The organism is Flavobacterium haoranii (assembly GCF_009363055.1).
Taxonomy (GTDB): Bacteria; Bacteroidota; Bacteroidia; order Flavobacteriales; family Flavobacteriaceae; genus Flavobacterium; species Flavobacterium haoranii.
In genome coordinates this window covers 2,290,494-2,313,285 of record NZ_CP045292.1, presented here as the reverse complement: position 1 = coordinate 2,313,285, position 22,792 = coordinate 2,290,494, and the positions used below count along the sequence as shown (strand labels likewise).

At 31.0% G+C, this 22,792-nt stretch carries 23 protein-coding genes and 1 pseudogene; 9 read left to right on the top strand and 15 right to left on the bottom strand.

The features are described from left to right. Positions 1–42: 42 nt before the first annotated feature. Genes GCU34_RS11050 through GCU34_RS11040 form a run of 3 tightly spaced genes read left to right on the top strand, consistent with a single transcriptional unit; the run spans position 43 to position 2,881 of the window. The gene (locus GCU34_RS11050) at positions 43–1,011 is read left to right on the top strand and encodes a succinylglutamate desuccinylase/aspartoacylase family protein (RefSeq protein ID WP_072783401.1); all 969 of its coding nucleotides are present in this window, start codon (positions 43–45) and stop codon (positions 1,009–1,011) included. A gap of 54 nt (positions 1,012–1,065) precedes the next feature. Continuing rightward, entirely contained in the window at positions 1,066–2,304 is a 1,239-nt protein-coding gene (locus GCU34_RS11045) for a pyridoxal-dependent decarboxylase (protein ID WP_072782078.1), read from the top strand. Continuing rightward, positions 2,297–2,881, top strand: coding sequence for a 5-formyltetrahydrofolate cyclo-ligase (locus tag GCU34_RS11040; RefSeq protein WP_072782080.1), 585 nt, complete (start codon positions 2,297–2,299; stop codon positions 2,879–2,881). Before GCU34_RS11045 ends, GCU34_RS11040 begins: the two co-directional genes overlap by 8 nt. Here the strand turns inward: GCU34_RS11040 and GCU34_RS11035 are convergent. The 4 genes from GCU34_RS11035 to GCU34_RS11020 form a co-directional block, all read right to left on the bottom strand. Further along, positions 2,878–5,487 carry a TonB-dependent receptor gene (locus GCU34_RS11035; RefSeq protein ID WP_072782082.1) on the bottom strand — a complete coding sequence of 870 codons (2,610 nt, stop codon included), beginning with the start codon at positions 5,485–5,487 and terminating at the stop codon, positions 2,878–2,880. The genes GCU34_RS11040 and GCU34_RS11035 overlap by 4 nt on opposite strands. 1 nt (position 5,488) lies before the next feature. Continuing rightward, complete coding sequence (locus tag GCU34_RS11030) at positions 5,489–5,962, bottom strand: GLPGLI family protein (protein WP_152378464.1); 474 nt, start codon at positions 5,960–5,962, stop codon at positions 5,489–5,491. Beyond that, complete coding sequence (locus GCU34_RS11025) at positions 5,923–6,270, bottom strand: hypothetical protein (RefSeq protein WP_152378463.1); 348 nt, start codon at positions 6,268–6,270, stop codon at positions 5,923–5,925. The genes GCU34_RS11030 and GCU34_RS11025 overlap by 40 nt, the downstream gene beginning before the upstream one ends. A gap of 210 nt (positions 6,271–6,480) precedes the next feature. Beyond that, complete coding sequence (locus tag GCU34_RS11020) at positions 6,481–6,705, bottom strand: hypothetical protein (RefSeq protein ID WP_152378462.1); 225 nt, start codon at positions 6,703–6,705, stop codon at positions 6,481–6,483. 227 nt (positions 6,706–6,932) lie between these two features. Here GCU34_RS11020 and GCU34_RS11015 point away from each other — a divergent pair, with 227 nt between their 5' ends. Together GCU34_RS11015 and GCU34_RS11010 are read left to right on the top strand one after the other, a co-directional pair. Beyond that, positions 6,933–7,226 (top strand): helix-turn-helix domain-containing protein, encoded by a 294-nt coding sequence (locus GCU34_RS11015; protein ID WP_072782089.1) that lies wholly within the window; start codon positions 6,933–6,935, stop codon positions 7,224–7,226. 177 nt (positions 7,227–7,403) lie between these two features. Then, complete coding sequence (locus tag GCU34_RS11010; RefSeq protein ID WP_227658678.1) at positions 7,404–7,682, top strand: hypothetical protein; 279 nt, start codon at positions 7,404–7,406, stop codon at positions 7,680–7,682. On the opposite strand, the gene GCU34_RS11005 is transcribed toward GCU34_RS11010, so the two are convergent. The 9 genes from GCU34_RS11005 to gdhA form a co-directional block, all read right to left on the bottom strand. Further along, on the bottom strand, positions 7,647–8,246 hold the full coding sequence (locus GCU34_RS11005; protein ID WP_072782092.1) for a lipoprotein signal peptidase: 600 nt from the start codon (positions 8,244–8,246) through the stop codon (positions 7,647–7,649). The genes GCU34_RS11010 and GCU34_RS11005 overlap by 36 nt on opposite strands. Before the next feature lie 83 nt (positions 8,247–8,329). After that, positions 8,330–8,710 carry a TraR/DksA family transcriptional regulator gene (locus GCU34_RS11000; RefSeq protein WP_072782094.1) on the bottom strand — a complete coding sequence of 127 codons (381 nt, stop codon included), beginning with the start codon at positions 8,708–8,710 and terminating at the stop codon, positions 8,330–8,332. 63 nt (positions 8,711–8,773) lie between these two features. After that, positions 8,774–12,175 carry an isoleucine--tRNA ligase gene (ileS, locus tag GCU34_RS10995; protein ID WP_072782095.1) on the bottom strand — a complete coding sequence of 1,134 codons (3,402 nt, stop codon included), beginning with the start codon at positions 12,173–12,175 and terminating at the stop codon, positions 8,774–8,776. Between the two features lie 84 nt (positions 12,176–12,259). After that, complete coding sequence (recO, locus tag GCU34_RS14280) at positions 12,260–12,679, bottom strand: DNA repair protein RecO (protein WP_317162509.1); 420 nt, start codon at positions 12,677–12,679, stop codon at positions 12,260–12,262. A gap of 125 nt (positions 12,680–12,804) precedes the next feature. Next, the gene (locus GCU34_RS14275) at positions 12,805–12,969 is read right to left on the bottom strand and encodes a recombination protein O N-terminal domain-containing protein (protein WP_317162508.1); all 165 of its coding nucleotides are present in this window, start codon (positions 12,967–12,969) and stop codon (positions 12,805–12,807) included. Further along, the gene (locus GCU34_RS10985) at positions 12,959–13,630 is read right to left on the bottom strand and encodes an acyltransferase family protein (protein WP_394367529.1); all 672 of its coding nucleotides are present in this window, start codon (positions 13,628–13,630) and stop codon (positions 12,959–12,961) included. The genes GCU34_RS14275 and GCU34_RS10985 overlap by 11 nt, the downstream gene beginning before the upstream one ends. 16 nt (positions 13,631–13,646) lie before the next feature. Further along, the gene (locus GCU34_RS14435) at positions 13,647–13,985 is read right to left on the bottom strand and encodes an acyltransferase family protein (protein WP_394367528.1); all 339 of its coding nucleotides are present in this window, start codon (positions 13,983–13,985) and stop codon (positions 13,647–13,649) included. After that, positions 13,985–16,243, bottom strand: coding sequence for a type IX secretion system anionic LPS delivery protein PorZ (porZ, locus tag GCU34_RS10980; RefSeq protein WP_072782101.1), 2,259 nt, complete (start codon positions 16,241–16,243; stop codon positions 13,985–13,987). Before porZ ends, GCU34_RS14435 begins: the two co-directional genes overlap by 1 nt. Positions 16,244–16,352: 109 nt before the next feature. Further along, a complete protein-coding gene (gdhA, locus tag GCU34_RS10975; RefSeq protein WP_072782102.1) occupies positions 16,353–17,696 on the bottom strand; it encodes an NADP-specific glutamate dehydrogenase in 1,344 nt (447 codons plus the stop codon). 224 nt (positions 17,697–17,920) lie between these two features. On the opposite strand from gdhA, the gene GCU34_RS10970 reads away from it, so the two are divergent. Next, the gene (locus GCU34_RS10970) at positions 17,921–18,721 is read left to right on the top strand and encodes a THC0290_0291 family protein (protein WP_072782104.1); all 801 of its coding nucleotides are present in this window, start codon (positions 17,921–17,923) and stop codon (positions 18,719–18,721) included. Between the two features lie 64 nt (positions 18,722–18,785). On the opposite strand, the gene GCU34_RS10965 is transcribed toward GCU34_RS10970, so the two are convergent. Next, the gene (locus tag GCU34_RS10965; RefSeq protein ID WP_227658791.1) at positions 18,786–19,958 is read right to left on the bottom strand and encodes a cystathionine gamma-synthase; all 1,173 of its coding nucleotides are present in this window, start codon (positions 19,956–19,958) and stop codon (positions 18,786–18,788) included. Further along, complete coding sequence (locus GCU34_RS10960) at positions 19,958–20,416, bottom strand: DinB family protein (RefSeq protein WP_072782108.1); 459 nt, start codon at positions 20,414–20,416, stop codon at positions 19,958–19,960. The genes GCU34_RS10965 and GCU34_RS10960 overlap by 1 nt, the downstream gene beginning before the upstream one ends. Positions 20,417–20,586: 170 nt before the next feature. Between GCU34_RS10960 and GCU34_RS10955 the strand changes: the two genes are divergently transcribed. The 3 genes and pseudogenes from GCU34_RS10955 to GCU34_RS10945 all read left to right on the top strand — a co-directional run bounded on the left by GCU34_RS10955 (position 20,587) and on the right by GCU34_RS10945 (position 22,784). Continuing rightward, on the top strand, positions 20,587–20,943 hold the full coding sequence (locus tag GCU34_RS10955; protein ID WP_072782110.1) for an arsenate reductase family protein: 357 nt from the start codon (positions 20,587–20,589) through the stop codon (positions 20,941–20,943). Beyond that, complete coding sequence (locus tag GCU34_RS10950; protein ID WP_152378460.1) at positions 20,936–21,814, top strand: DMT family transporter; 879 nt, start codon at positions 20,936–20,938, stop codon at positions 21,812–21,814. The genes GCU34_RS10955 and GCU34_RS10950 overlap by 8 nt, the downstream gene beginning before the upstream one ends. Positions 21,815–21,924: 110 nt before the next feature. Beyond that, a pseudogene (locus GCU34_RS10945) lies at positions 21,925–22,784 on the top strand (YicC/YloC family endoribonuclease). The last annotated feature ends 8 nt before the right edge of the window (positions 22,785–22,792 follow it).

Here is a 22,792-nt window from a genome sequence, read left to right as displayed (position 1 = left end):
AGAATTGTTTTTTTTATCGGCTATTTTTATATTTTTGGTAACATGAATGAGATAAGACCTTTACACCTTTTTGGTGAGACTATTTTACCCGGAGAAAGTAGAACCATTAGTATGGAAATTGCCAAATTACATACTATGAATAAGCTTAAAATTCCCATTATCATTGAACGTTCAAGAGTTGCGGGTCCCACAGTTCTTTTCTCAGCAGGTTTACATGGCGATGAAATTAATGGTACCGAAACTGTGCGCCAGATAATTACAAAAAAGTTGAACAAACCGAAAAAAGGCACTATTATTTGTATTCCTATCATCAATATTTTTGGTTTTGTGAACCAAACACGAGAATTTCCGGACAAGCGCGACTTAAACCGAGTTTTTCCAGGAAGTAAAACCGGTTCGTTGGCCAGTCGGTTTGCGTATTATATCGTAAAAGAAATTTTACCCAATATCAATTATGTAATAGATTTTCATGCGGGCGGTGCCCAACGTTTTAATGCACCACAAATTCGCATTGAACAAGGAAACCTAGAGCTCAAAGAATTAGCTGAAGTTTTTCATGCTCCTTTTACCTTGTATTCCAAAAACATTTCGGGTTCATTTCGAAGCACTTGTGATAAACTAGGAGTAAAAATGTTGCTTTTTGAAGGTGGAAAATCTTTGGACTTAAATGAAGACATCACCAACGAAGCCTTACAAGGAAGCAAGCGTTTTTTAGAACATTTAGGCATGTTGAATCCAAAGAAAAAAGCTTCTGAACCTCCACATACTTCTATTTATATTGAAAAATCGAACTGGATTAGGGCAAAATATTCCGGAATGTTTCATGGTGTAGCGCAAATTGGTTCATTTGTCAAAAAAGGCGAACTTTTGGCTACTATTTCTGATCCGTATGGAAAAGTGGAGCACAAAGTAAAATCGCCAAATGAAGGTTATTTGATTAATGTAAATCATGCACCATTTGTCTATCAAGGTGATGCCATTTTTCATATTACAACCCACTTGGAAAGCTAACATTTGTCATCTTTTGAAAAACTCTAAGATTGTACCTTTGGAAAAATTTTAGGTATGCAATTTTGGAAAAAACTTACGCAAGAACAGCGTTTACATAGAATTCAACAAGCTTTACAAGAAAATGTCAACTTCTCAAAAGATGCTTCATTAGGTTATCCGGCTTCTAAATTAGACGGACGCGTTTTTTATGACGACGCTCCTTTTTTGAAAGATGCTCCTACTTTGCAAACATACGTTGCTAATCCGAATAACATTGGTTGTCATACTTTTGGCACTTCTGAAAAAGCGTTTTGTGGCACACAAGAAATAGAAAGAGAAGTATTAGATGTTATTGCTATTGATATTTTTAAAGCCAAAGAAAACGAATATGACGGCTACATTGCTCCCGGCGGAACAGAAGCTAATATTCAGGCACTTTGGGTTTTTCGCAATTACTTTTTCAATACATATAATGCAAAACTGAACGAAATTGCCATTTTAGCTTCGGAAGACACACATTATTCTATCCCAAAAGGTTCCAATTTATTACAAGTCGATTGGCTTAAAGTTCCCGTTGATTTTAATACAAGGGAAATCCAAAAAGAACAATTGGGAACCATAGTAGAAACCGCTATCAAAAATGGAAAGAGATATTTCATGGCTGTGGCCAATATGGCGACGACTATGTTTGGTTCAGTTGACAACCCTGATGTTTATACTGATGTTTTAGAAAAATACAACGTTCCATACAAATTACACATTGACGGCGCTTACGGTGGATTTGTGTATCCGTTTAGCAATAAAGAATCTAAAATAAACTTTAGCAATCCCAAGATTAGTTCGATTACCATTGATGCTCATAAAATGCTACAAGCGCCTTATGGAACCGGAGTTTTTATTTGCCGAAAAGGTTTAATTGAAAATGTATTGACCAAAGAAGCCGAATATGTTGAAGGCATGGATTTAACTCTTTGCGGAAGTCGTTCGGGAGCAAATGCAGTTGCCGTTTGGATGATTTTATTCACTTACGGCGCTTACGGCTGGTTTGAAAAAATTAGCGTTTTACAAATGCGTACGCAATTTTTATGTGACGAATTAGACAAACTCAACATTGAATATTTTCGTGAACCTTTTATGAATTTGGTTACCATTCACGCTGAAAATATTCCGCATGAAATTGCCGAAAAATACGATTTGGTTCCCCAGCAACATAACGAACACAACAAATGGTATAAAATTGTCTTAATGGATCACGTAGAAATTGATCATTTAACTACTTTTATAGATGATTTGAAATTAGCTATAAATGAATAAATCAGAAGCAAGAAAAAAGAGTAAAGAAGCAAGAAAAAAACTGTCTTTAGAAGAAATTGAAGAAAAGAGTTTGGCAATTGCTAACAATTTATTGCGTTTAGCCACCTTGCCTGAGGCTAGGCAGGTTTGGGACAAAACGTATTATCATATTTTCTTACCAATAGTAGAACAAAATGAAGTAGACACCGAATTTATTTTACAAATTTTAGCGGGAAAAGATAAAGAAGTTGTGATTTCGAAAAGTGCTTTTGACACACGAGAAATGTCGCATTTTTTATTGACCGATAACACTAAAATTGTAAAAAACGAATACAACATTCCCGAACCTGTAAATGGTTTGCCTGTTCCTACGGAAATGATTGATGTGGTTTTTGTACCGCTTTTAGCGTATGACAAACAAGGAAATCGCGTAGGTTATGGCAAAGGCTTTTACGACAAATTTCTGAGCCAATGCAAACCCGATGTAATTAAAGTTGGGCTTTCTTTTTTTGAACCCGAAGAACAAATTGAAGATGTTATAGAAACCGATGTGAAATTAGATTTTTGTGTGACGAATAAAGAAATTTTTAAGTTTTAAAATCTAAAAGTAACTGTTCCTAATAAGTAACGAGGCACAAGTTGGATACTTGACTTATAATACGCATAATTATTTATAGAAATATAGGTATATTCGTTTTCGTTCAATATATTATTAAATAAAAATCTATATGAAAATCTACTTTCTTTAGGTGTATAACTAAAAACCAAATTACTAAAGAAATAAGATTGATTATTTACAAAATAAAGGGAATTATTACTTTCGGCTAAAATAGTTTTTGAAATTTTATAATTCGCATTTAAAAAAGCATCCTTAGTGATGTTTTCTGTTTTTATTCCTTGAAAATCAGATTGAAAATAATTATAAGAATATCCAAAATCAAAATTTATTGGCAACTTAAAATAAGTAGTTCCGCTGTATTTTATATTGTTTGTAAAACCTTTAGAAGTTTCAAATTCAGTTGAATTTACATTTAAAGGAATTGTTGTCCAACTATTATTTGTTTCAATTTTAGAGGCTAATTTTATTTTACGAATGTAATTAACAATTGCAAAATTGAAATTATAACTTTCGCTTCCTTTAGTTTGAATATATGAATTGAAGTTAAAATCATCCGTTAAATTGCTTGATGTATTTAAAATAGATTTTGAATTTATATAGAACAAACTTGTATTTATAGAATACCTTTTTTCATCATTATAAAAATAATAATTAAATGATGTTGTAGCGGTGTTTAGCGGTTTTTGATAGTTTGTACCAATTAAAAAACTACGATAATCTGTTAACTGAAAATTTGTGGTTAACTGATTAATTTCAGGTAAACTATTATTCTCTGAATAAGAAACTGTAAAATTTCCAAAACCTGTTTTCTTTATATTAAAATAAAGTGATGGGTTGATATAAAAAATATTAGTTTCAGAATTGTTATTATTAAACATTGTATTCTGAAAGTTTACGTTAGCTGTAATATCTATTTTTTTAGAAAAATTATAGCGAAATGTGTTGTCTTGTACTATTGAAAATTGCCTTAGTTCTGAATTGTTTTCATAAGTTGGAATGTTCTGATTTTCTGCAATGAAATCATTTTCAAACTTTTCATTATTGAATTCAAATTGAAAACTATTTGTGATGTCTAATTTTTTTAATTTGGTAATTAATTTTGATTTATTCCCTATATAAAACAATTTGTTATTAGCCTGTTGCGTAACAATTTCTGAAGTGTTTACATTTAAAAAACTATTTAAATAAGGAGATTCAATTCTCGATTTTTCATTTATTTTATCGTTTCCAATATAAAAATAATTATTCAACACTTTATTCTCTGAAACCTGATAGGTGTGATTAAAATGGTTGTAAAAAGTGTAATTATTCGTTTTTGAATGCTGATTTATTTGATCCGAATTAAACAATAAATTATTTGCCGTTTTATTTGGGTTGTTTTTTAAAATAAATAAGTTGGTAATATAATTTTTATCGTTTGGAGTATATTTTAGTTCTAATTCTGTTGATGCTAAGGTTTTTTTATTATTATAAAAATTACTCTCGGTAAACGAAACAGGATTACTTTCTAAATTATAATTGGTCTCGGCAAATGAATTTTGATTTTGATTGTCATTTGCTAAATAAATCACGCCTCGTAAAGAAAGATTTTTTCTAAATTTAGAATTAAAGCTTAAGGAATTTAAAAATGCCTTATTAAAAACACTTTGCGATTTACTAAAAAATTGAATTTCATTATTGGAAATTGTATATAACGATTTTGCCTTGTATTCAAATCTATCGTTACCAAAACTATTTCGGTCAATTACATTAGAATTAATTAAATCGGTAGCTTTTTCACCAAGATTATTATAATCGCCAAAATAGAAAAACTTAATTTTCTTTTTTAGTAATCCTAAATTTAAGCTTTCTCTCCAGCGATTTTCAGAAACTATTCCACTTCCTAAGGTTACATTACCAAACCAAACATTTTGTAAACCCTTTTTAAGTTTAAGGTTTAAAGCTACTTTATCAGAATTGTTTAGTTTTTTAAAAATGGGATTATCTTCAAAATTATCAAGAATTTGGACTTCATCGAGCACTTTTGCATTTAGATTTTTTGACAATAATTTGTAATTTTTATCAAACATATCTTCGCCTTCAATTAAAAGTTTATCAATGGCTTTACCGTGTGCTTTTATAGTGCCGTCTTTTAAAACTTCAATTCCTGGTAATTTTTTTAAAATATCTTCAACGGTTTGCTCGGTTTTGTTACCAAATGAAGCGACTTTGATACTTGTAGTATCTTGTTCTATTCTTATTTTTTTTCCTGATTCTACAACAACCTCTTGTAAATTTTCAATTTTATCTTCTAATTGAAAATTAAAAGTACTATTTGTGTTATTATCTATTTTTTTAGAGGCTTTTTGAAATCCTAAACAAGCTACTTCAACAATTATGGTATTGTTGGTTGGTTTATCAAAAGAAATAAGATATTCACCATTTTCATTAGTAAAACTATACCCTAAAATATCTTCATTTTCATCTAATACAGAAACAGAAGCACTTTGAATGCCTCTGTTTTGGTTATCTGTAATATTACCTTTTAAAGTTATTTCTTGCGAAAAAGAGAAATTTATAAAAAGCAATGAAATAAGAAACTTCATATTATTCCTCACACTCTATAAACATTTGTTTAATTTCAGGGTCAATAAAAGTAACTCCTGGGAACTGTTTACTTATTAACTTATTCTTGTCCGTTGCTTTTTCTTTAATTTTTTTTTGAAGTAGCTTATACTCAGAATAAGAATTTAATTTTTCTTTTACAGGCTTAGAAATATACTTTAATTTTTCATTGCTTTTTGAAGGATATTCAATTGTTTTAAAATACCAATGAACATTTTTATTAGTATCATAAACTTCTAAGATTAATCCAGGCAAGCCTTGAAATTTCCAAGGACCAAAGGGCAAAGGGATTTCAGTAGTAAACCATGCGGTATAATTTCTACCTCTAAAATTAGCAGTTGCTCTTTTGCAATTAAAAACTCCAATCTTTTTAGTCTCTTTACCTATTTTCCAATCTATTTTTGGTGCAACTTCTTTTACATAAATTTGTTTCTCATACAAAAAATTAGACCACATAGTGTTTTTTCTATGTGATAAACTACTTGATCGCCTTTTTCACTAACCTTAAGTCCATTATAAATTGCTCCTCCACCTTCTTCATTTTCATAAGTCTTTTGTGCTTCTTTTTCAATTACATTTTCTAAACTATCTTTACATGTTACGTAATAAGATTGTTCCTTATTAAATAATAAGTAAGAATTATAATCAGGTCCTTTAGAATTACCAATTCCTATTGCATCTATAAAACCATAATAGACAAGTCCTTTCTCTTGTGAAAAAACATTAGAAACAAATAATAACAAAAAAATATATCTAAACAACATCTTTATAGCTAAGGTTATAAAGGTTTACACTGAAATGAGGCTATAGCCCATGCCACACCTTCTGTGCAATCACATTGAAAATAATGCACACTGCCATCTGAACAAGTAACTTTCCACCATTGTGCTTTAATTGTTTTAGTTTCTTTGGTAAATGCTGAAAACAAAACAAACATAAGACCTATCGATAAAAATTTTTTCATCATATAAAAATTAATTATTTAAAATACTTTGTGAACAAATAAATTTTGCCATATACTCTGCTGTAGTCATATTTTCAGCTTGAAAATAATAAACAGAACCATTAGTACAGGTTGCTTTATACCATTGTTCTTTAATCATTTTTACATTTTGAATTTGAACTTCTATATTTAAATTCAAATCATTATTAGCAAAAGCAAAACTTCCTACTAGCACTAAAGCTAGCGTTAAAACCATTTTTTCATAAGAATAAAATTTTTAGTTAAACAATAGTGTAAAACTAAAAGGTTTTTAAAAGTTGTCTTATGCAAATAACGGGTAATTTTATGCGTTTTTTGCATAACAGCTCATAACTTTAACATTTGTTACAGTTTTTCTATACCAAATGTTAAAATTTAAATTTTCCTTATAAAAATCAAAAAAAAAAAATAGATTTGCTACATATCCTGTTAACATTTATAAAAATGTTTCACACGCAACAATTAAAACAACTAAGAAAATCTAAAGGATTCACTCAAGAAGAAATTGCAGATAAGCTATGTATCTCGCAATCTGCTTATGCACGCTTAGAAAATGGTGGTTGTAAAACTTGGGGCGTTTATTTAAAAAATTTATGTGTAATTTTTAATGTTAGTCCAGTTGTTTTTATAAATGATACTTCTTTAAAAGATAATGATACACTAAAAGAAGAATTACTACGAAAAGAAATTGAAATAAAAAACCTTGAAACTATGGTTTCAATTTTAGAAAAAAAATAACATCTTCCTTAATCTCGATACTCCCGATAAATCGGGAACTTGAACTGACGAAAAATTATTTAGGACAATTAAATACCAAACTAGAAGTAATTAAAATTAGACTTTATGGCAACTCCGATAAATGTTTTGAAATTTGATTTTTAGAAGTATATTCGCTCGAATTTTACCCCAAAACAAATGAAAAAGAACATTTTAAAAAAATTACTATTAGCATTATTTGCTTTAATGCTAGTAGTCGGGTTAGATAGTTGTCATGTTCATCATAGACATGGACATAAAAAATCGAAACCATTGCCTCCTGGGCAAATGAAAAAAGTTACTGGTTCTAAAAGCGCAAAACCTTATGCACCAGGACAAAAAAGAAGAGAAAATAAAAGAAAAAGCCAACGATTGTTGGCTTTTTCTTTTTATATATTGCTTTTATTTCCCAAAAGCTTTCTTATTAAAGACAATTAAGATTCCTACTCCTGTTGAAATAGCAACATCTGCAACATTAAAAATGGCGTTAAAGAACGAGAAAGGTTTACCACCCCAAACAGGTAACCAAGAAGGTAAATTTCCTTCCCAAATAGGAAAATACAACATATCAACTACTTCACCGTGAAACCATCTTCCATAAGGTTCATCAGAAAATAAAGTAGCTACTTGATGATAGCTATCGTTAAAGATAACGCCATAAAAAACCGAATCAATAATGTTTCCTACAGCACCTGCCAATATTAAGGCAATCGCAACTTTTAAATAATTAGAAGCATTTTTTCTAACAGAATCCCATAACCACCAACCTATTCCTCCAACAGCAACAATTCTAAAAAGCGTTAAAAATAATTTACCATATTCTCCAGGTATAACAGCTCCCCAAGCCATTCCTTCGTTCTCAATAAAATGAATTTGAAACCAATCTAAACCCATAACTTTAATAGATTCACCAATAAAGAAATGTGTTTTAATATAAATTTTTGATACTTGATCGATTATTAAAACTAGAAAAACTAATATATAGGCCTTTTTTAACGACATGTTTTGAATTTTGAGCAAAAATATAGATTTTATTCCACAAAAAAACGCCCCATTAGGAGCGTTTTAACTTTTTTATATAGATCTTAACGTTGTAAATTTTTAGCTTCAATACTCATTGTAGCATGAGGAACAACTCTTAATCTCTCTTTACTAATTAATTTACCAGTTACTTTACAAACTCCGTAAGTTTTATTTTCAATTCTTATTAAAGCATTCTTAAGATCGCGAATAAACTTTTCTTGACGTGTTGCTAACTGCGAATTAGCTTCTTTTGACATGGTTTCACTGCCTTCTTCAAATGCTTTAAACGTAGGTGATGTATCATCAGTACCGTTGTTTAAATCATTCATGTAAGCACTCTTTATCAATTCTAAATCGGCTTTTGCTTTTTCCATTTTAGCTAAAATCAATTCTTTGAATTCTGCTAAATCTGCATCTGAATATCTTAATTTTTCTTCAACCATAATTTCATCAGTTTTAAATTGTTTTAAATTTCAGTCTGATGGAACCAATAAATTGGTTTCAAACTATTTAGAAATTAATACTACTGTTTTTAAATCATCAAACTCAATTTCCGTACCATTTTTTAATTCTTGTACAAAAACAAGTTCGTTTGTTAAAGTTTCTGATTTTATGTAATCCTCATTTGCCTTAACAGCTATTTCAATTGTTGGCTCACTCTCTAATTGAACTTTAATTTTATCGGTTACCTCAAAACCAGAATCTTTACGAATGTTTTGAATTCTATTTACAAGTTCGCGGGCTATCCCTTCATTTCGTAATTCTTCAGAAATTGTGATATCTAACGCTACTGTAATTCCATTTGCATTAGCCACTAACCATCCTGGAATATCTTGTGACGAAATCTCTACATCTTCGGTTGTTAAATTAACACTTTTTCCTGAAATGTCAAGTATTATCTCGCCTTCTTGTTCAATTTTATTAATTTGTTCTTGCGTAAAATTTTGTATCTCTTTGGAAATCAATCCCATATCTTTACCAAAACGCGGTCCTAAAGCTTTAAAATTAGGTTTAATTTGCTTCACTAAAACGCCTGAAGCATCACCTAACAACTCAATTTCTTTCACGTTTACCTCTGCTTTAATTAGGTCAGAAACTGCCTCAATTTCAGCACGCTGATTGTCGTCAAGTACAGGAATCATAACCCTTTGCAAAGGTTGACGTACTTTAATCATTTCCTTCTTACGAAGTGATAAAACTAACGAAGAAACCGTTTGCGCTTTCATCATTTTACTTTCTAATGACTTATCAACAAAGTTTTCAACCATTTTTGGAAACTCGGCCAAATGTACGCTTTCAAAAGATTCAGAACCTGTAGCTTGTGTTAAATCTCTGTAAAGTTTGTCCATGAAGAACGGAGCAATTGGAGCCGAAAGTTTCGCTACAGTCACCAAACATGTATAAAGTGTTTGATAAGCCGCAATTTTATCTTGGGCATAATCGCCTTTCCAGAATCTTCTTCTACATAAACGAACGTACCAGTTACTCAAGTTTTCTTGAACGAAATCAGAAATAGCACGAGCAGCTTTTGTTGGTTCATAATCCGCATACGCTTCATCTACTAATTGAATTAACGTATGTAATTCAGATAAAATCCAACGGTCGATTTCTGGTCTTTCGTTTAATGGAACTTCGGCTTCGTTGTATTTGAAACCATCGATATTAGCATATAACGCAAAGAACGAATACGTATTATAAAGTGTTCCAAAGAATTTTCTTCTTACTTCAGCCACACCTTCGATATCAAATTTTAAGTTGTCCCAAGGATTTGCATTGGAAATCATGTACCAACGTGTTGCATCTGGACCAAATTCTTCTAGTGTTTTAAAAGGATCAACAGCATTTCCTAAACGTTTCGACATCTTTTGTCCGTTTTTGTCTAAAACCAATCCGTTTGAAACCACATTTTTATAAGCAATTTTATCAAAAACTAGAGTTCCAATCGCATGTAACGTATAGAACCATCCACGAGTTTGATCTACTCCTTCCGCAATAAAATCAGCTGGAAAAGCCTCATTGTTATCGATATATGATTTGTTTTCGAACGGATAATGCCATTGTGCATAAGGCATTGCCCCTGAATCGAACCAAACGTCAATTAAATCCGTTTCACGGTTCATTGGTTTTCCAGAAGGAGAAATTAAAACAATATTATCTACAATATTTTTGTGTAAATCCACTAAATCGTAGTTCGTTTCGTCCATATTTCCGATTTGGAAACCTTTGTATGGGTTCTCGCTCATGAAACCAGCAGCAACCGCTTTTTCAATTTCATTGTACAATTCTTCAACAGAACCAACGCAGATCTCTTCTGTTTTATCTTCTGTTCTCCAAATTGGTAATGGAATTCCCCAATAACGTGAACGCGATAAATTCCAATCGTTTGCATTTTTCAACCAATTTCCGAAACGACCTTCTCCTGTAGCTTTTGGTTTCCAGTTAATCGTTTCGTTCAAATCGAACATTCTATCTTTGATCTCAGTTACTTTAATAAACCAAGAATCTAATGGATAATATAAAATTGGTTTGTCTGTTCTCCAACAATGTGGGTAACTGTGTACATATTTTTCAACCTTAAAGGCTTTGTTTTCTTCTTTTAAACGAATAGCGATTTCAACATCTACTGATTTCTCAGGAGCTTCGCCATCGTTGTAATATTCATTCTTTACATATTTCCCTGCGAAATCTCCCATTTGAGCTACAAACTTACCTTGCAAATCTACTAATGGCACCGGATTTCCGTTTTCGTCTAAAACTAACATTGGCGGAACTTCTGGTGAAGCTTCTTTTGCTACTTTAGCATCATCTGCACCAAATGTTGGCGCAGTGTGAACGATACCTGTTCCATCTTCCGTAGTAACGAAATCTCCTGAAATTACTCTAAAAGCATTTTCTGGATTTTGATAAGGTAACGCTAATGGTAATAATTGCTCGTATTTGATTCCAACTAAATCAGCACCTTTTGCTTCAGTTAAAATTTGGTAAGGAATCTTTTTATCTTCTGATTTATAATTAGCAAAATCTTCTTCAGACTCAGCTACAAAATACTTTCCGCCAAATTGTTTTCCAACTAAAGGTTTAGCTAAAACAACATTGATAGGTTCAAAAGTATATTGATTGAAGGTTTTTACTAAAACATAATCGATTTTTGGACCAACTGTTAAAGCTGTGTTCGATGGCAATGTCCAAGGAGTTGTTGTCCAAGCTAAGAAATGAACCGTTCCAAAACCTTGTAAGAAGCTTGGCAATGTCTCATCTTTTGTTTTAAACTGAGCTACAATAGTGGTATCCGTAACATCACGATAAGAACCTGGTTGGTTTACTTCGTGCGAAGATAATCCTGTTCCCGCTTTTGGCGAATAAGGCTGAATAGTATAACCTTTGTAAAGTAAATCTTTGTTATAAATTTGTTTTAACAACCACCAAACCGTTTCCATGTATTTGGATTTGTAAGTAACATACGGATCTTCCATATCAACCCAATATCCCATTTTTTCGGTAAGGTCGTTCCAAACATCTGTATAACGCATAACGGTTCTTTTACACGCTTCGTTGTATTCAGTAACCGAAATCGTTTTTCCGATATCTTCTTTAGTAATGCCTAATTCTTTTTCGGTACCTAATTCTACAGGTAAACCGTGGGTATCCCAACCTGCTTTACGCTTAACTTGGTACCCTTTTTGAGTTTTGTAACGACAAAAAATATCTTTAATCGCACGCGCCATCACGTGGTGAATTCCCGGCAAACCGTTTGCAGATGGTGGTCCTTCAAAAAACACGTAAGGTGTAGCTCCTTCGCGAGAAGTTACCGATTGTTCAAAGATGTTATTTTTTTTCCAAAAATCAAGAACTTCAGAAGCCACAGTTGGCAAGTCAAGTCCTTTGTATTCAGTAAATTTAGCACTCATTTTTGTCGTTTTCTTAAATCAATTTGCGAAAGTAATGAATTCGAAAGAAAAGGCAAAAGAGAAAAGGCAAAAGTTAATTTAGATTTAACTGAAAACTTCTTTTAAAACACTTAATGACTTTGGTTTTTTAAATCCTTCAATGTTTAAACTGTAGTAATCAATGAGAATGTTTAGTAAAATTTGTCTTTGGAAACCAGTAAAAATCTTTTGGTCGTCTTCAAATTTTAAATCAATAAGTGACTTAAAAAGAGTTGTTTGCTCTTTTGATAAACAACTTGCACTTTCGAAAGGAATAAAAACACCTTCTGTTAACTCAAAATATTCATATTCTGAGCTGTTTTGAGGATAAAAACCTAAATAACGTGTTAATTGAAGTAAAAAAATTAAGTGAAAATTTGAAGTTTCTTCGTGATGATCGAGCCAATTAAAAGCGGTTTCTAAATAGGTAAATAAAGTGTCGTTTTTACCATCTTCTTTTATAGCATTGTGTAAAACTTCAGACAAAAAAATAGCAATGGTTGTTTTGTATATATTACTAGTTATGGATTGATAAGGAAATGATAATTTAATTTCTTTGAAACGTTCTAAAGCACCTTTATTCTTGTGATAAGCTTCAATTTCTAATTGATTTAAAGGTTGAAAAAAGCATTTTTTTGATTATTCTTTTTTCCAGTAAATGCATTGGTTACAAAATAAGATTTTAAGCCATCACTTAACGTAAAACAGCGTACAATTAAACTTTTCTCTTGATATTTAACTGCTGATATAACAACAGCTTTGGTTTTAATTAGCATCTTCTAAAACTTTATCGTTATACCTGCTTATAAATCTTTTCTCAATTAAAAACCAAGATAAGATTGCAAATAAAACTGACAATAGAACTAGAATAAATGCAATTAAAAAAGAGTTGTATTTTTCAAACAATTTCAAACTCTTAAATAACTGAATTAAAGGAAAATGAAAGATATACAACCCGTATGTAAAATCTCCATATTTTCCAAAATAATTTAAACTCGAAAAAGTGTAGGCAGATAAAATTACGACAAACCCAAAAGAAATTGGAAATAGAAAATAAAATGAATTGATGTAGGAAATTAATGAGACAACTGAGCACAAAATCAATAATTTAACTTTATGCTTCATGATTTTTGAAAAATATAAAAAAATAAAAACTCCTGTTCCAAAATATGTTAACATACCAGGCATTTGCTTAGCTATTATTGGTTTATCTAGATAAAATTTAAAATACACATAAAAACTAAAAGAAAGAACATAAACAATGATAAAACCAATCCAATTATATTTTATTTTTTTAAAAAAATAAAATATAATTGGTAGAATTAAATAAAAACTTTCTTCGACTTTAATTGTCCAAAGCGATCCATTTACTGCACACAATAAATTTTCTTGAAATAAACCAGGAAGACAAGGCTCCATGAAATTTAAAAAAATCAAATTCCAACCAATATACCTATACAACTGTAATGAAGAAAAATATTCTAATAATGACAGTTTTGAAAAAATGATAAAAAATTGCGAAAAAGAAAATAACAAAGATATATGCAGGAATAATTCTTTTTACTCTTTTAATTAAATAAGTCTTTAAGTTATTTGTCCTTATGTAACTTTTTGCTACTAAAAAACCACTTATCACAAAAAAACCATTAATTGCTAAATAAGGATTCGATATTTTTTGTAAAAAAAACAATTCTTTATCTTGCGATAGCTCTCCTATATGAGATAAGAGAACATTAAATGCAAAAAAAAGTCTTAAAAAATCAAAACAATTTTTGTTTAAGCTAAATTCCATTACCTAACAATCATTATCTTCTTAACTTTTGTTTCAAGACCACCTTCAGTTGAAACAAAAACCATATACACTCCAGAAGCTACTCGATATTTACCAAAAGCTGTCCCATCCCATTCAATAGTACCTCCAGCAGAAGTAACTTCATAAACTAAATTTCCTTCAATATCCGTAATTTTTACGATAGATCTATTAGTTAATCCTGCTACTTTAATTGTTCCTAAATAATTTGGTCTAACTGGATTTGGATAAACATAAACTTCTGACAAATCGTCTTTTGGCGCTGTAGAAGTACCTAAAAAAGAAACCATTCCTTTATCGGTAGCAAAAAACACCTCCCCTGTTTCGTCATTTATTTCAATATCATTAATAAAGTTACTTGGTAAAGGCGAATTCTCTTTGTCGAATCTATATATAGTTTCCTGCCCATTTGATGATACCAAAAAGACACCGCCTCCAGAAATAGAAACCCATTTTCTATTAGCACCATCTACTTCAATATCTAAAATAGATTGCTCATAAAATAATTCTTGTGCTAAATCACCTTCTTGAATCACAATGTTATTTACAACAAGTTCATTTTCATAGAGAAATCTATCAACACTACTTAAAATTCGCAATCCTCCTGATGTCCCAATCCACAACTGGTTGTTATTATCAATCGCAACACATTGGATTGTTAAAGCAGGAAGTCCTTGCTCTACTTTTATTAAAATTGATTTATTATTTTCTGTATCGTTGAAAGCTAATAAACCTTGACTTCTTGAAGGCAACCACTTAGTATTGTTTTTATCAATTGCCATTGGAGCAAATCTATTATCCGAAATTAAGTTACTTAAATTATAAGACTGCCACTGATTATTGTTTCTTAAAACTTTTAATGATCTATCAACACCTCTATTGGTGACCCATAAATTACCTTGTGTATCAAAAGCAGGACTGTTAATAAATATTTCATTCAAACTGGGAAAAATTTCTAATCCATTTGAACCAGTATTTGAATTATCATATAGAATCTTTGAATCGTTTTTTATATTAAGCAATCCCGAAGCATAAGAACTAATATAAACATCATTAAAATTGTTAGGATTTATTGCAATATCGCATAAATTTTTTGCTTCAAATATTTCTTCATAAGGAATAAAATCCCAACCATAATCCTTAGTATAAAAACTTAAATCATATTCTTGGAGCGGGTATGGATTATAATCTGCTGCGTAACTACCATAAACAGCCCAAAGTTTATTGAGAGATTGTTTGACTCTAAAAATATAATTTCTTAATGGACCATTTGGTGTCATATCCTCAAATGAAGACATATTGCTTAAGGAAGCAGAATGTAATCCATTTTTCTGAGTTCCAATATATAAATTGCTATTTACTACTGTTGCCGAAGAAAAAATCTCATTATCAACATCGGGGATATCAGTTACATGAGCAATTGTATTTAAAGCTTGATTTAAAACAAAAATATGATTTGGAGTTGAAATGATAATCTCAGTGTCGTTTGTCTTAAAGAAATTAGCATTTTGTTGTGTATTCAAAATTTCCTGAAACGCAGTTCCATTATGTCTATAAGTTCTAGAATTTGTGTTTTGAGCTAATAATTGATTTTGAAAAGTTAAAATTCCTGTCCAACTCCCATTGTCAAAAGTTTGCCATTGCGCAAAATCATATAAAAAATTACTAGTTATATCAGCCTTTCTAATTCCGTTATACTGAGTTACTGCATAAATTTCGTTATTAAAAACTGTAGTTTGTAAGATTTTCAATTCTTCTCCTGATGTTCCTATAAAATAAGTTTCAACAAATTCTAATGTATTCGTATCAAAAACCGAAATTCCATAATCTGTTGAAATGTATAATCTCCCATCATATTCATAGAAATGATTAATTCTTTTTTTATTTGGAGCTACTGGAACTTCTTCAATTATGTCAACTTTACGAAACATATTAGCTTCTTCATCTACAATGTTTATCAAACCATTTGAATTTCCAACAAATAGTTTTCTTGAACTTTGAGAATAATAAATACAAGTAATTGCTTCAGGCTTAAAACCATTTACAGAAGTAAATCTATCGATGTTTCCAGTTAATAAATTTTTACTAAAAACACTGTTTTCTGTAGCTGCATAAATTGTATTATCACCATGAGCTACATCAACAATTTCGTTATAAGAAAAATAATCTTTCCAAACTTGATTGTTTTGAGAGAAACCTAGGGTAACAAATAATAGAAAAACAAAGTATTTAAATTTCATCAAACTCTTTTTTACAAATATAATATAAACGTATTAAAACAGCTTTAAGTATTTTAAAACAAAAAGCCCATCAAAATTGATGGGCTTTCAAATATTATTAGGTAATAAATTACACTACACCTTGTGCTAACATAGCTTCAGCGACTTTAACAAAACCTGCAATATTTGCACCTTTTACATAGTCAACAAAACCATCAGCTTGTGTACCATATTTAACACATGATTCGTGAATATCACTCATAATTCTGTGTAATTTTTGATCCACTTCTTCTCTTGTCCAACTTAAACGTAAAGAGTTTTGAGACATTTCTAAACCTGAAGTAGCAACTCCACCAGCGTTAGATGCTTTTCCTGGAGCAAATAAAATTTTGGCAGCAATAAATGCTTCAACCGCTTCTGGTGTAGAAGGCATATTAGCTCCTTCAGCCACACAAATACAACCGTTAGCTATTAACATTTTTGCTTCGTCTCCATTTAATTCGTTTTGAGTAGCACATGGTAATGCAATATCACATTTTACTTCCCACGGACGTTTTCCTTCAACAAATTTAGCATTAGGATATTTAGCAACATACTCGTTAATTCTTCCGTATCTTACATTTTTGATTTCCATGATATACGCTAATTTCTCAGCATCAATACCATCCGCATCATAAATATAACCTGAAGAATCTGAAGCAGTAACAACTTTTCCTCCTAATTGAGTTGCTTTTTCAATAGCATATTGCGCTACGTTTCCTGAACCAGAAACGACTACCGTTTTACCATCAAAGCTTTGTCCTTTAGTTGCTAACATATTTTGTGCAAAATATACATCTCCATAACCTGTAGCTTCAGGACGAATTAATGAACCTCCAAAAGTAATTCCTTTACCAGTTAACACACCTGTAAATTCATTTCTTAATTTTTTGTATTGACCAAACATGTAACCAACTTCACGTCCACCAACTCCAATATCACCTGCAGGAACGTCAGTTTCAGCACCAATATGTCTCTGTAACTCAGTCATGAAGGCTTGACAAAACTTCATAATCTCGTTATCTGATTTTCCTTTTGGATCAAAATCAGACCCTCCTTTACCTCCACCCATAGGAAGAGTTGTTAATGAGTTTTTAAAAACTTGCTCGAAAGCTAAGAATTTTAAAATACTTAGATTAACTGAAGGATGAAAACGAATACCTCCTTTGTAAGGACCAATAGCAGAATTCATTTGAATTCTAAAACCTCTGTTTACTTGTGTTTTTCCAGCATCATCAACCCAAGCAATTCTGAACATTATTACGCGCTCTGGCTCAACCATACGCTCTAATAACATTTTACCCTGATATTTAGGATTTTCCTCGATAAAAGGTATTACTGTTTCTGCAACTTCTTGTACAGCTTGCAAAAACTCAGGCTCATTTGCATTTCTTTTTGCAACTGAATCCATAAAAGATTTTACATTCTCTTTCATTATTTTGTGGTTTAATTTCTAATTTGATAAAATTGTAGTTTAATATCGAAGCAAATATACATTTTATTGAAACAGATAACTCTTTTTTTATCAAATTTTTAAAACATATTTTACGACCGCTTCCTTATATTAATTTTTAGGTTTTTTTAGCACTTTTTTAAGTTTTTTTTTTTGAAGTGAACTTTGTTTTTTTACATTTGTCCGATAATGGTAAATTTTTAGTAATGACTAAAAAGATCCAACATCTCGTTTTATTATTAGTTTTAGCGCCATTTTTTGCTAATGCACAGTTCGGTTTTTCACACGAAATTGGAGCTTTCATTGGAGGTGTGGCATTTCAATCTGACTTTGGAGTACGTCACGATTTTGAAACAAACGCAGGTAATACAGGTTTCGGAATTGGTTTAGTTCACTACATGAACTTTTCTTATCGTGCCGAATGTAACTGTTACACTCCAGAAACATATTTTAATGACCACTTTAAACTTAGATCAGAATTATCATACAACAGTACAAAATTAGAACATTTTGGAAAATGGGTAGATAAAGACTCTGAACATGCTTATAAATTAAAAGCCATGAAAGGTGAAGCTAAAGTTACAGATATTGGTATGCAGTTAGAATATTTCCCGTGGAGTATTCGTGAGTTCACTGCAAGAGAAGGCGCTTGGGCTCCATTTATAGGTTTAGGTGCTCACTATAGTTTCTTTAGTAATAATACATATTCAACTAGAGTAGGGGGATTAAACAATCCAGATAACGTTTATCCTGACTACCAAGCTGTTAACAATGGTGGTTATAATGGTTGGTCTACAGAAGGTGGTAGTACTTGGTCTATTGTTTCATCTGTAGGTACTCGTTATAAATTAACTGAACTTTCGGATTTATTTGTAGAACTTAGATGGCAATACTATTTTTCTGATTGGGTTGATGGATTGAAAAAAAATCCAGATTTACATCCTGAAAACAAAGCTAATGATTGGAACCTTTGGTTTCACTTTGGATACATCTATTACTTAGATTAATTTTTCAAAAAATATATTAAAATAAAAAAGTCCCGATAATTATCGGGACTTTTTTATTTATAACTTATAAGGCTTGTTCCAAATCTTGAATTAAATCTTGAATATCTTCAACACCAACACTTAATCGAACCATATCGTCTGTAATGCCAATTTCAGCTCTTTTTTCAGCAGGAACTGATGCATGTGTCATTAATGCTGGATGATTTGCTAGAGATTCAACTCCTCCTAAAGATTCGGCTAGAGTGAAAACTTTTACTTTTTCTAAAAACTTAACAGCATCTTCCATTTTTCCTGATTTGAAAGTAAAAGTCACCATGCCTCCAAAACCACCAATCATTTGCTTTTTAGCAATATCATTATTAGGATGAGATTCTAGTCCAGGATAATACACACGTTCAACAGCAGGATGAGCTGCTAAATATTCTGCAACTTTTTGTCCGTTTTCACAATGACGTTGTACTCTTAAATGTAATGTTTTAATTCCACGTAAAACTAAATAAGAATCCATTGGCCCTAAGGTTCCACCAGTAGCAAATTGAGCAAAATGTAATTTTTCACCTAATTCCTTATCCTTAACAATTAAAGCTCCAGCAATAACATCGGAATGTCCACCTAAATATTTTGTTGCCGAATGCATTACAATATCGGCTCCTAAATCTAATGGTTTTTGTAAATAGGGTGTAGCAAATGTATTGTCAACTGCAAATAACAAATTGTGTTTCTTTGTAATTTTTGCAACTTCAGCAATATCGGCTAATTTCATTAATGGATTAGTAGGTGTTTCTACCCAAACCAATTTTGTATTTGCATTTATTAAAGATTCCAATTTTGCTAAATCGGTCATATCTACAAAATGGAATTTGATACCGAAATCTTGATAAATACGGGCAAACATTCTATATGTACCACCATATAAATCATCCATAGCAATAACTTCATCGCCAGGCTTTAATAACTTCATTACCGAATCAGTTGCTGCTAAACCAGATGAAAAAGCTAATCCTCGTGTTCCATTTTCGATACTTGCTAAAGCGTCTTCTAATGCAGTACGTGTTGGGTTTGCAGCTCTACTATATTCATATTCACCAACTGGTTTTCCGGGAGAAACTTGTGCAAAGGTTGACGTTTGAAAAACAGGTGGCATAACAGAACCTGTTACTTTTTCATGATGTTGACCACCATGTATTACTTTTGTATTAAATTTCATGTGTTTATTTTTTTTTGCAAAGGTAGTAATTAAACAAATTTTCTTAACTGCATTATAATTCCAATATGAATGCCTTCGTGGAAATTATTAAACTGCATGGCATCTTCGATATTTTTTAAAGTGAAATTGGCAGTTGAAACGGTATATTCCATATAATTTTGAAATAATCCGTTATCTAAATCTTCTTGCGCTTTTGTAATTGTAGTAAATAATAAATTCTTGATAGCCTCAACTTCTTCTTGAGAAACGCTTCCTTGAGGCGCCGATCCTTTTTGGTATTTTGCAACCATTTCATCAGTAACCATCATAGCTAAACCAGACAACTTATAAGCTAATAATTGTTGTGTAACTATAACATGACCAATATTCCAAATAATGTTATTTTTGAAACCATCAGGTATTGTGTTTAGTTGTTCTAAAGTATGGTTTTCGATAAATTTTTGAAGTAATTCTCTACTTGCTATGGTAACTTGTAAACTTGTGTGCATTTGTTATTGTTTTTTACGAAGGTACAAAAAGAAGTATTAAGATTTTCCTAAAGTTAACTTTCTAGCCCCGATGGAAGTAAGCTACCGAGTAGCACAAACAGCGGGAAAATGGTTTGCAAAAAAGCCAGATGATTCGCTTTAAAATTTTATAATTTTGTAAAAAATTAGCCATGAGAAAAATTTACTACTTAAAGACTTGTGACACTTGTAAACGTATTTTAAAATCATTACCAAAACTGGATTCATTTACTCTTCAAGATATAAAAGAAGAGTCTATTACAGTTAAACAATTAGAGGAAATGTATGCACTAACAAATAGCTACGAAGTTTTATTTAGTAAACGTGCAAAATTGTATAAAGAAATGGGGTTGAAAGATGAAAATTTACAAGAAGTAGATTTTAAAAGATATATTTTAGAACATTACACCTTTTTAAATCGTCCCGTTATTATTATCAATGATAAAATATTTGTTGGTAATAGTACTAAAAACGTGGAAGCTGCAATTACTTTGTTAAACAATGAATAGTAGAAATTGGGCATTGCTTGGCGCAACTTTTGTTGCTTTAATTTATGGTGCAACTTTTACCATAGCTAAAGATGTAATGCCAACTTATGTTCAGCCTTTTGGACTTATTTTAATTCGTGTTTTAGGGGCTTGTACATTATTCTGGTTGGTTTCCATTTTTTTACCAAAAGAGAAAATTGACAAAAAAGACTTCCCAAGAATTATGGCAGCTGCTTTTTTTGGCGTTGCTTTTAATCAGTTGACGTTTTTTAAAGGGTTAAGTTATACGTCACCAATTAGTGGGGCTGTTTTAATGGTAACTGCGCCCATATTAGTTCTAATTTTATCTTCAATTCTACTTAAAGAAAGATTAGAAATTAAAAAGATATTTGGTATCCTAATCGGTCTTACTGGAACATCCATTTTAATACTTTATGGGAAATCTATAGAAAATGCACCAAATGCAAATTGGGGAAATTTTCTCGTTTTTATAAACGCTTCTTCGTATGCGGTTTATCTAATATTGGTAAAACCAATTGCTGCCAAGTACAGTCCGCTTACTTTTATTAAATGGATTTACACTTTCGGATTACTTTATGTTTTGCCTTTTGGTTTCAATGAATTTTCTGCAATTAACTGGCATCAAATTCCATCAATAATTTATTTTGAAATGGGATATTTGGTTGTTTTTACAACATTTTTGGCATATTTGATTAACCTTTCAGCAATAAGAATTTTAAAACCTACAACACTTTCTGTGTTTATTTATCTGCAACCATTTTTTGCAAGTATAATTGCTATAAGTCTTGGAAAAGATAGTTTAAATGGAATAAAAATAATTTCAGCATTTTTAATCTTCATTGGAGTTTATTTGGTTACCAAAAGAAAGTAATTCGTAATTAGGAGAAAGCAATTAGTTTCAAAACTGCTATTCGCTTATTGCTCATAACTTAAAACTCATAACTTTTAACTATCTTTGAAACCTTATTTTAATACAACTGTATGATTATATCGATGACAGGTTTTGGTAAAGCTTCTAAGCAATTGCCAACAAAAAAATTACCGTTGAAATAAAATCTTTAAATAGTAAAGGACTCGATTTAAATGTAAGAATGCCTTCTGCATTTAGAGAAATGGAGTTGAGTTTACGTAATACTATTTCGCAAGAATTAGAGCGTGGAAAAGTTGATTTTTCTTTGTTTGTTGAAATTACAGGTGAAGAAACTACGGCAAAAGTAAATGCTCCTATTGTAAAAGGTTATATAGCTCAAATGAGAGATATTCTTCCTAATGCAGACGAAACGGAATTAATGAAAATGGCGGTTCGCATGCCCGATGCATTAAAAACTGAACGTGAAGAAATTAATGAGGATGAACTTAAAGAAATTAAAAGTTTAGTTCAAGAAGCTTTGACTAACATTTCAACTTTTAGAAAAGACGAAGGTTTATCTTTAGATAAAGAATTCCGTTTTCGCATTGAAATCATTCGTAAGTATATGAATGAAGCAGTTGCTTTGGCTCCTGAAAGAATAAACGCTATTAAAGAACGCTTACAGAATACAATTGACGAGCTAAAAGTAAATGTTGATGAAAACCGTTTTGAACAAGAATTGATTTATTATCTTGAAAAATTAGATATTACAGAAGAAAAAGTTCGTTTAGGAAACCATTTGGACTACTTTTTGCAGACTATGGATGGAAAAGAAGCAAATGGTCGAAAATTAGGTTTTATCACGCAAGAAATTGGTCGCGAAATTAACACTATGGGTTCTAAATCGAACCATGCCGAAATGCAAAAATTAGTGGTAATGATGAAAGACGAATTAGAAAAAATTAAAGAACAGGTTTTGAATGTTCTATAATGCAATAC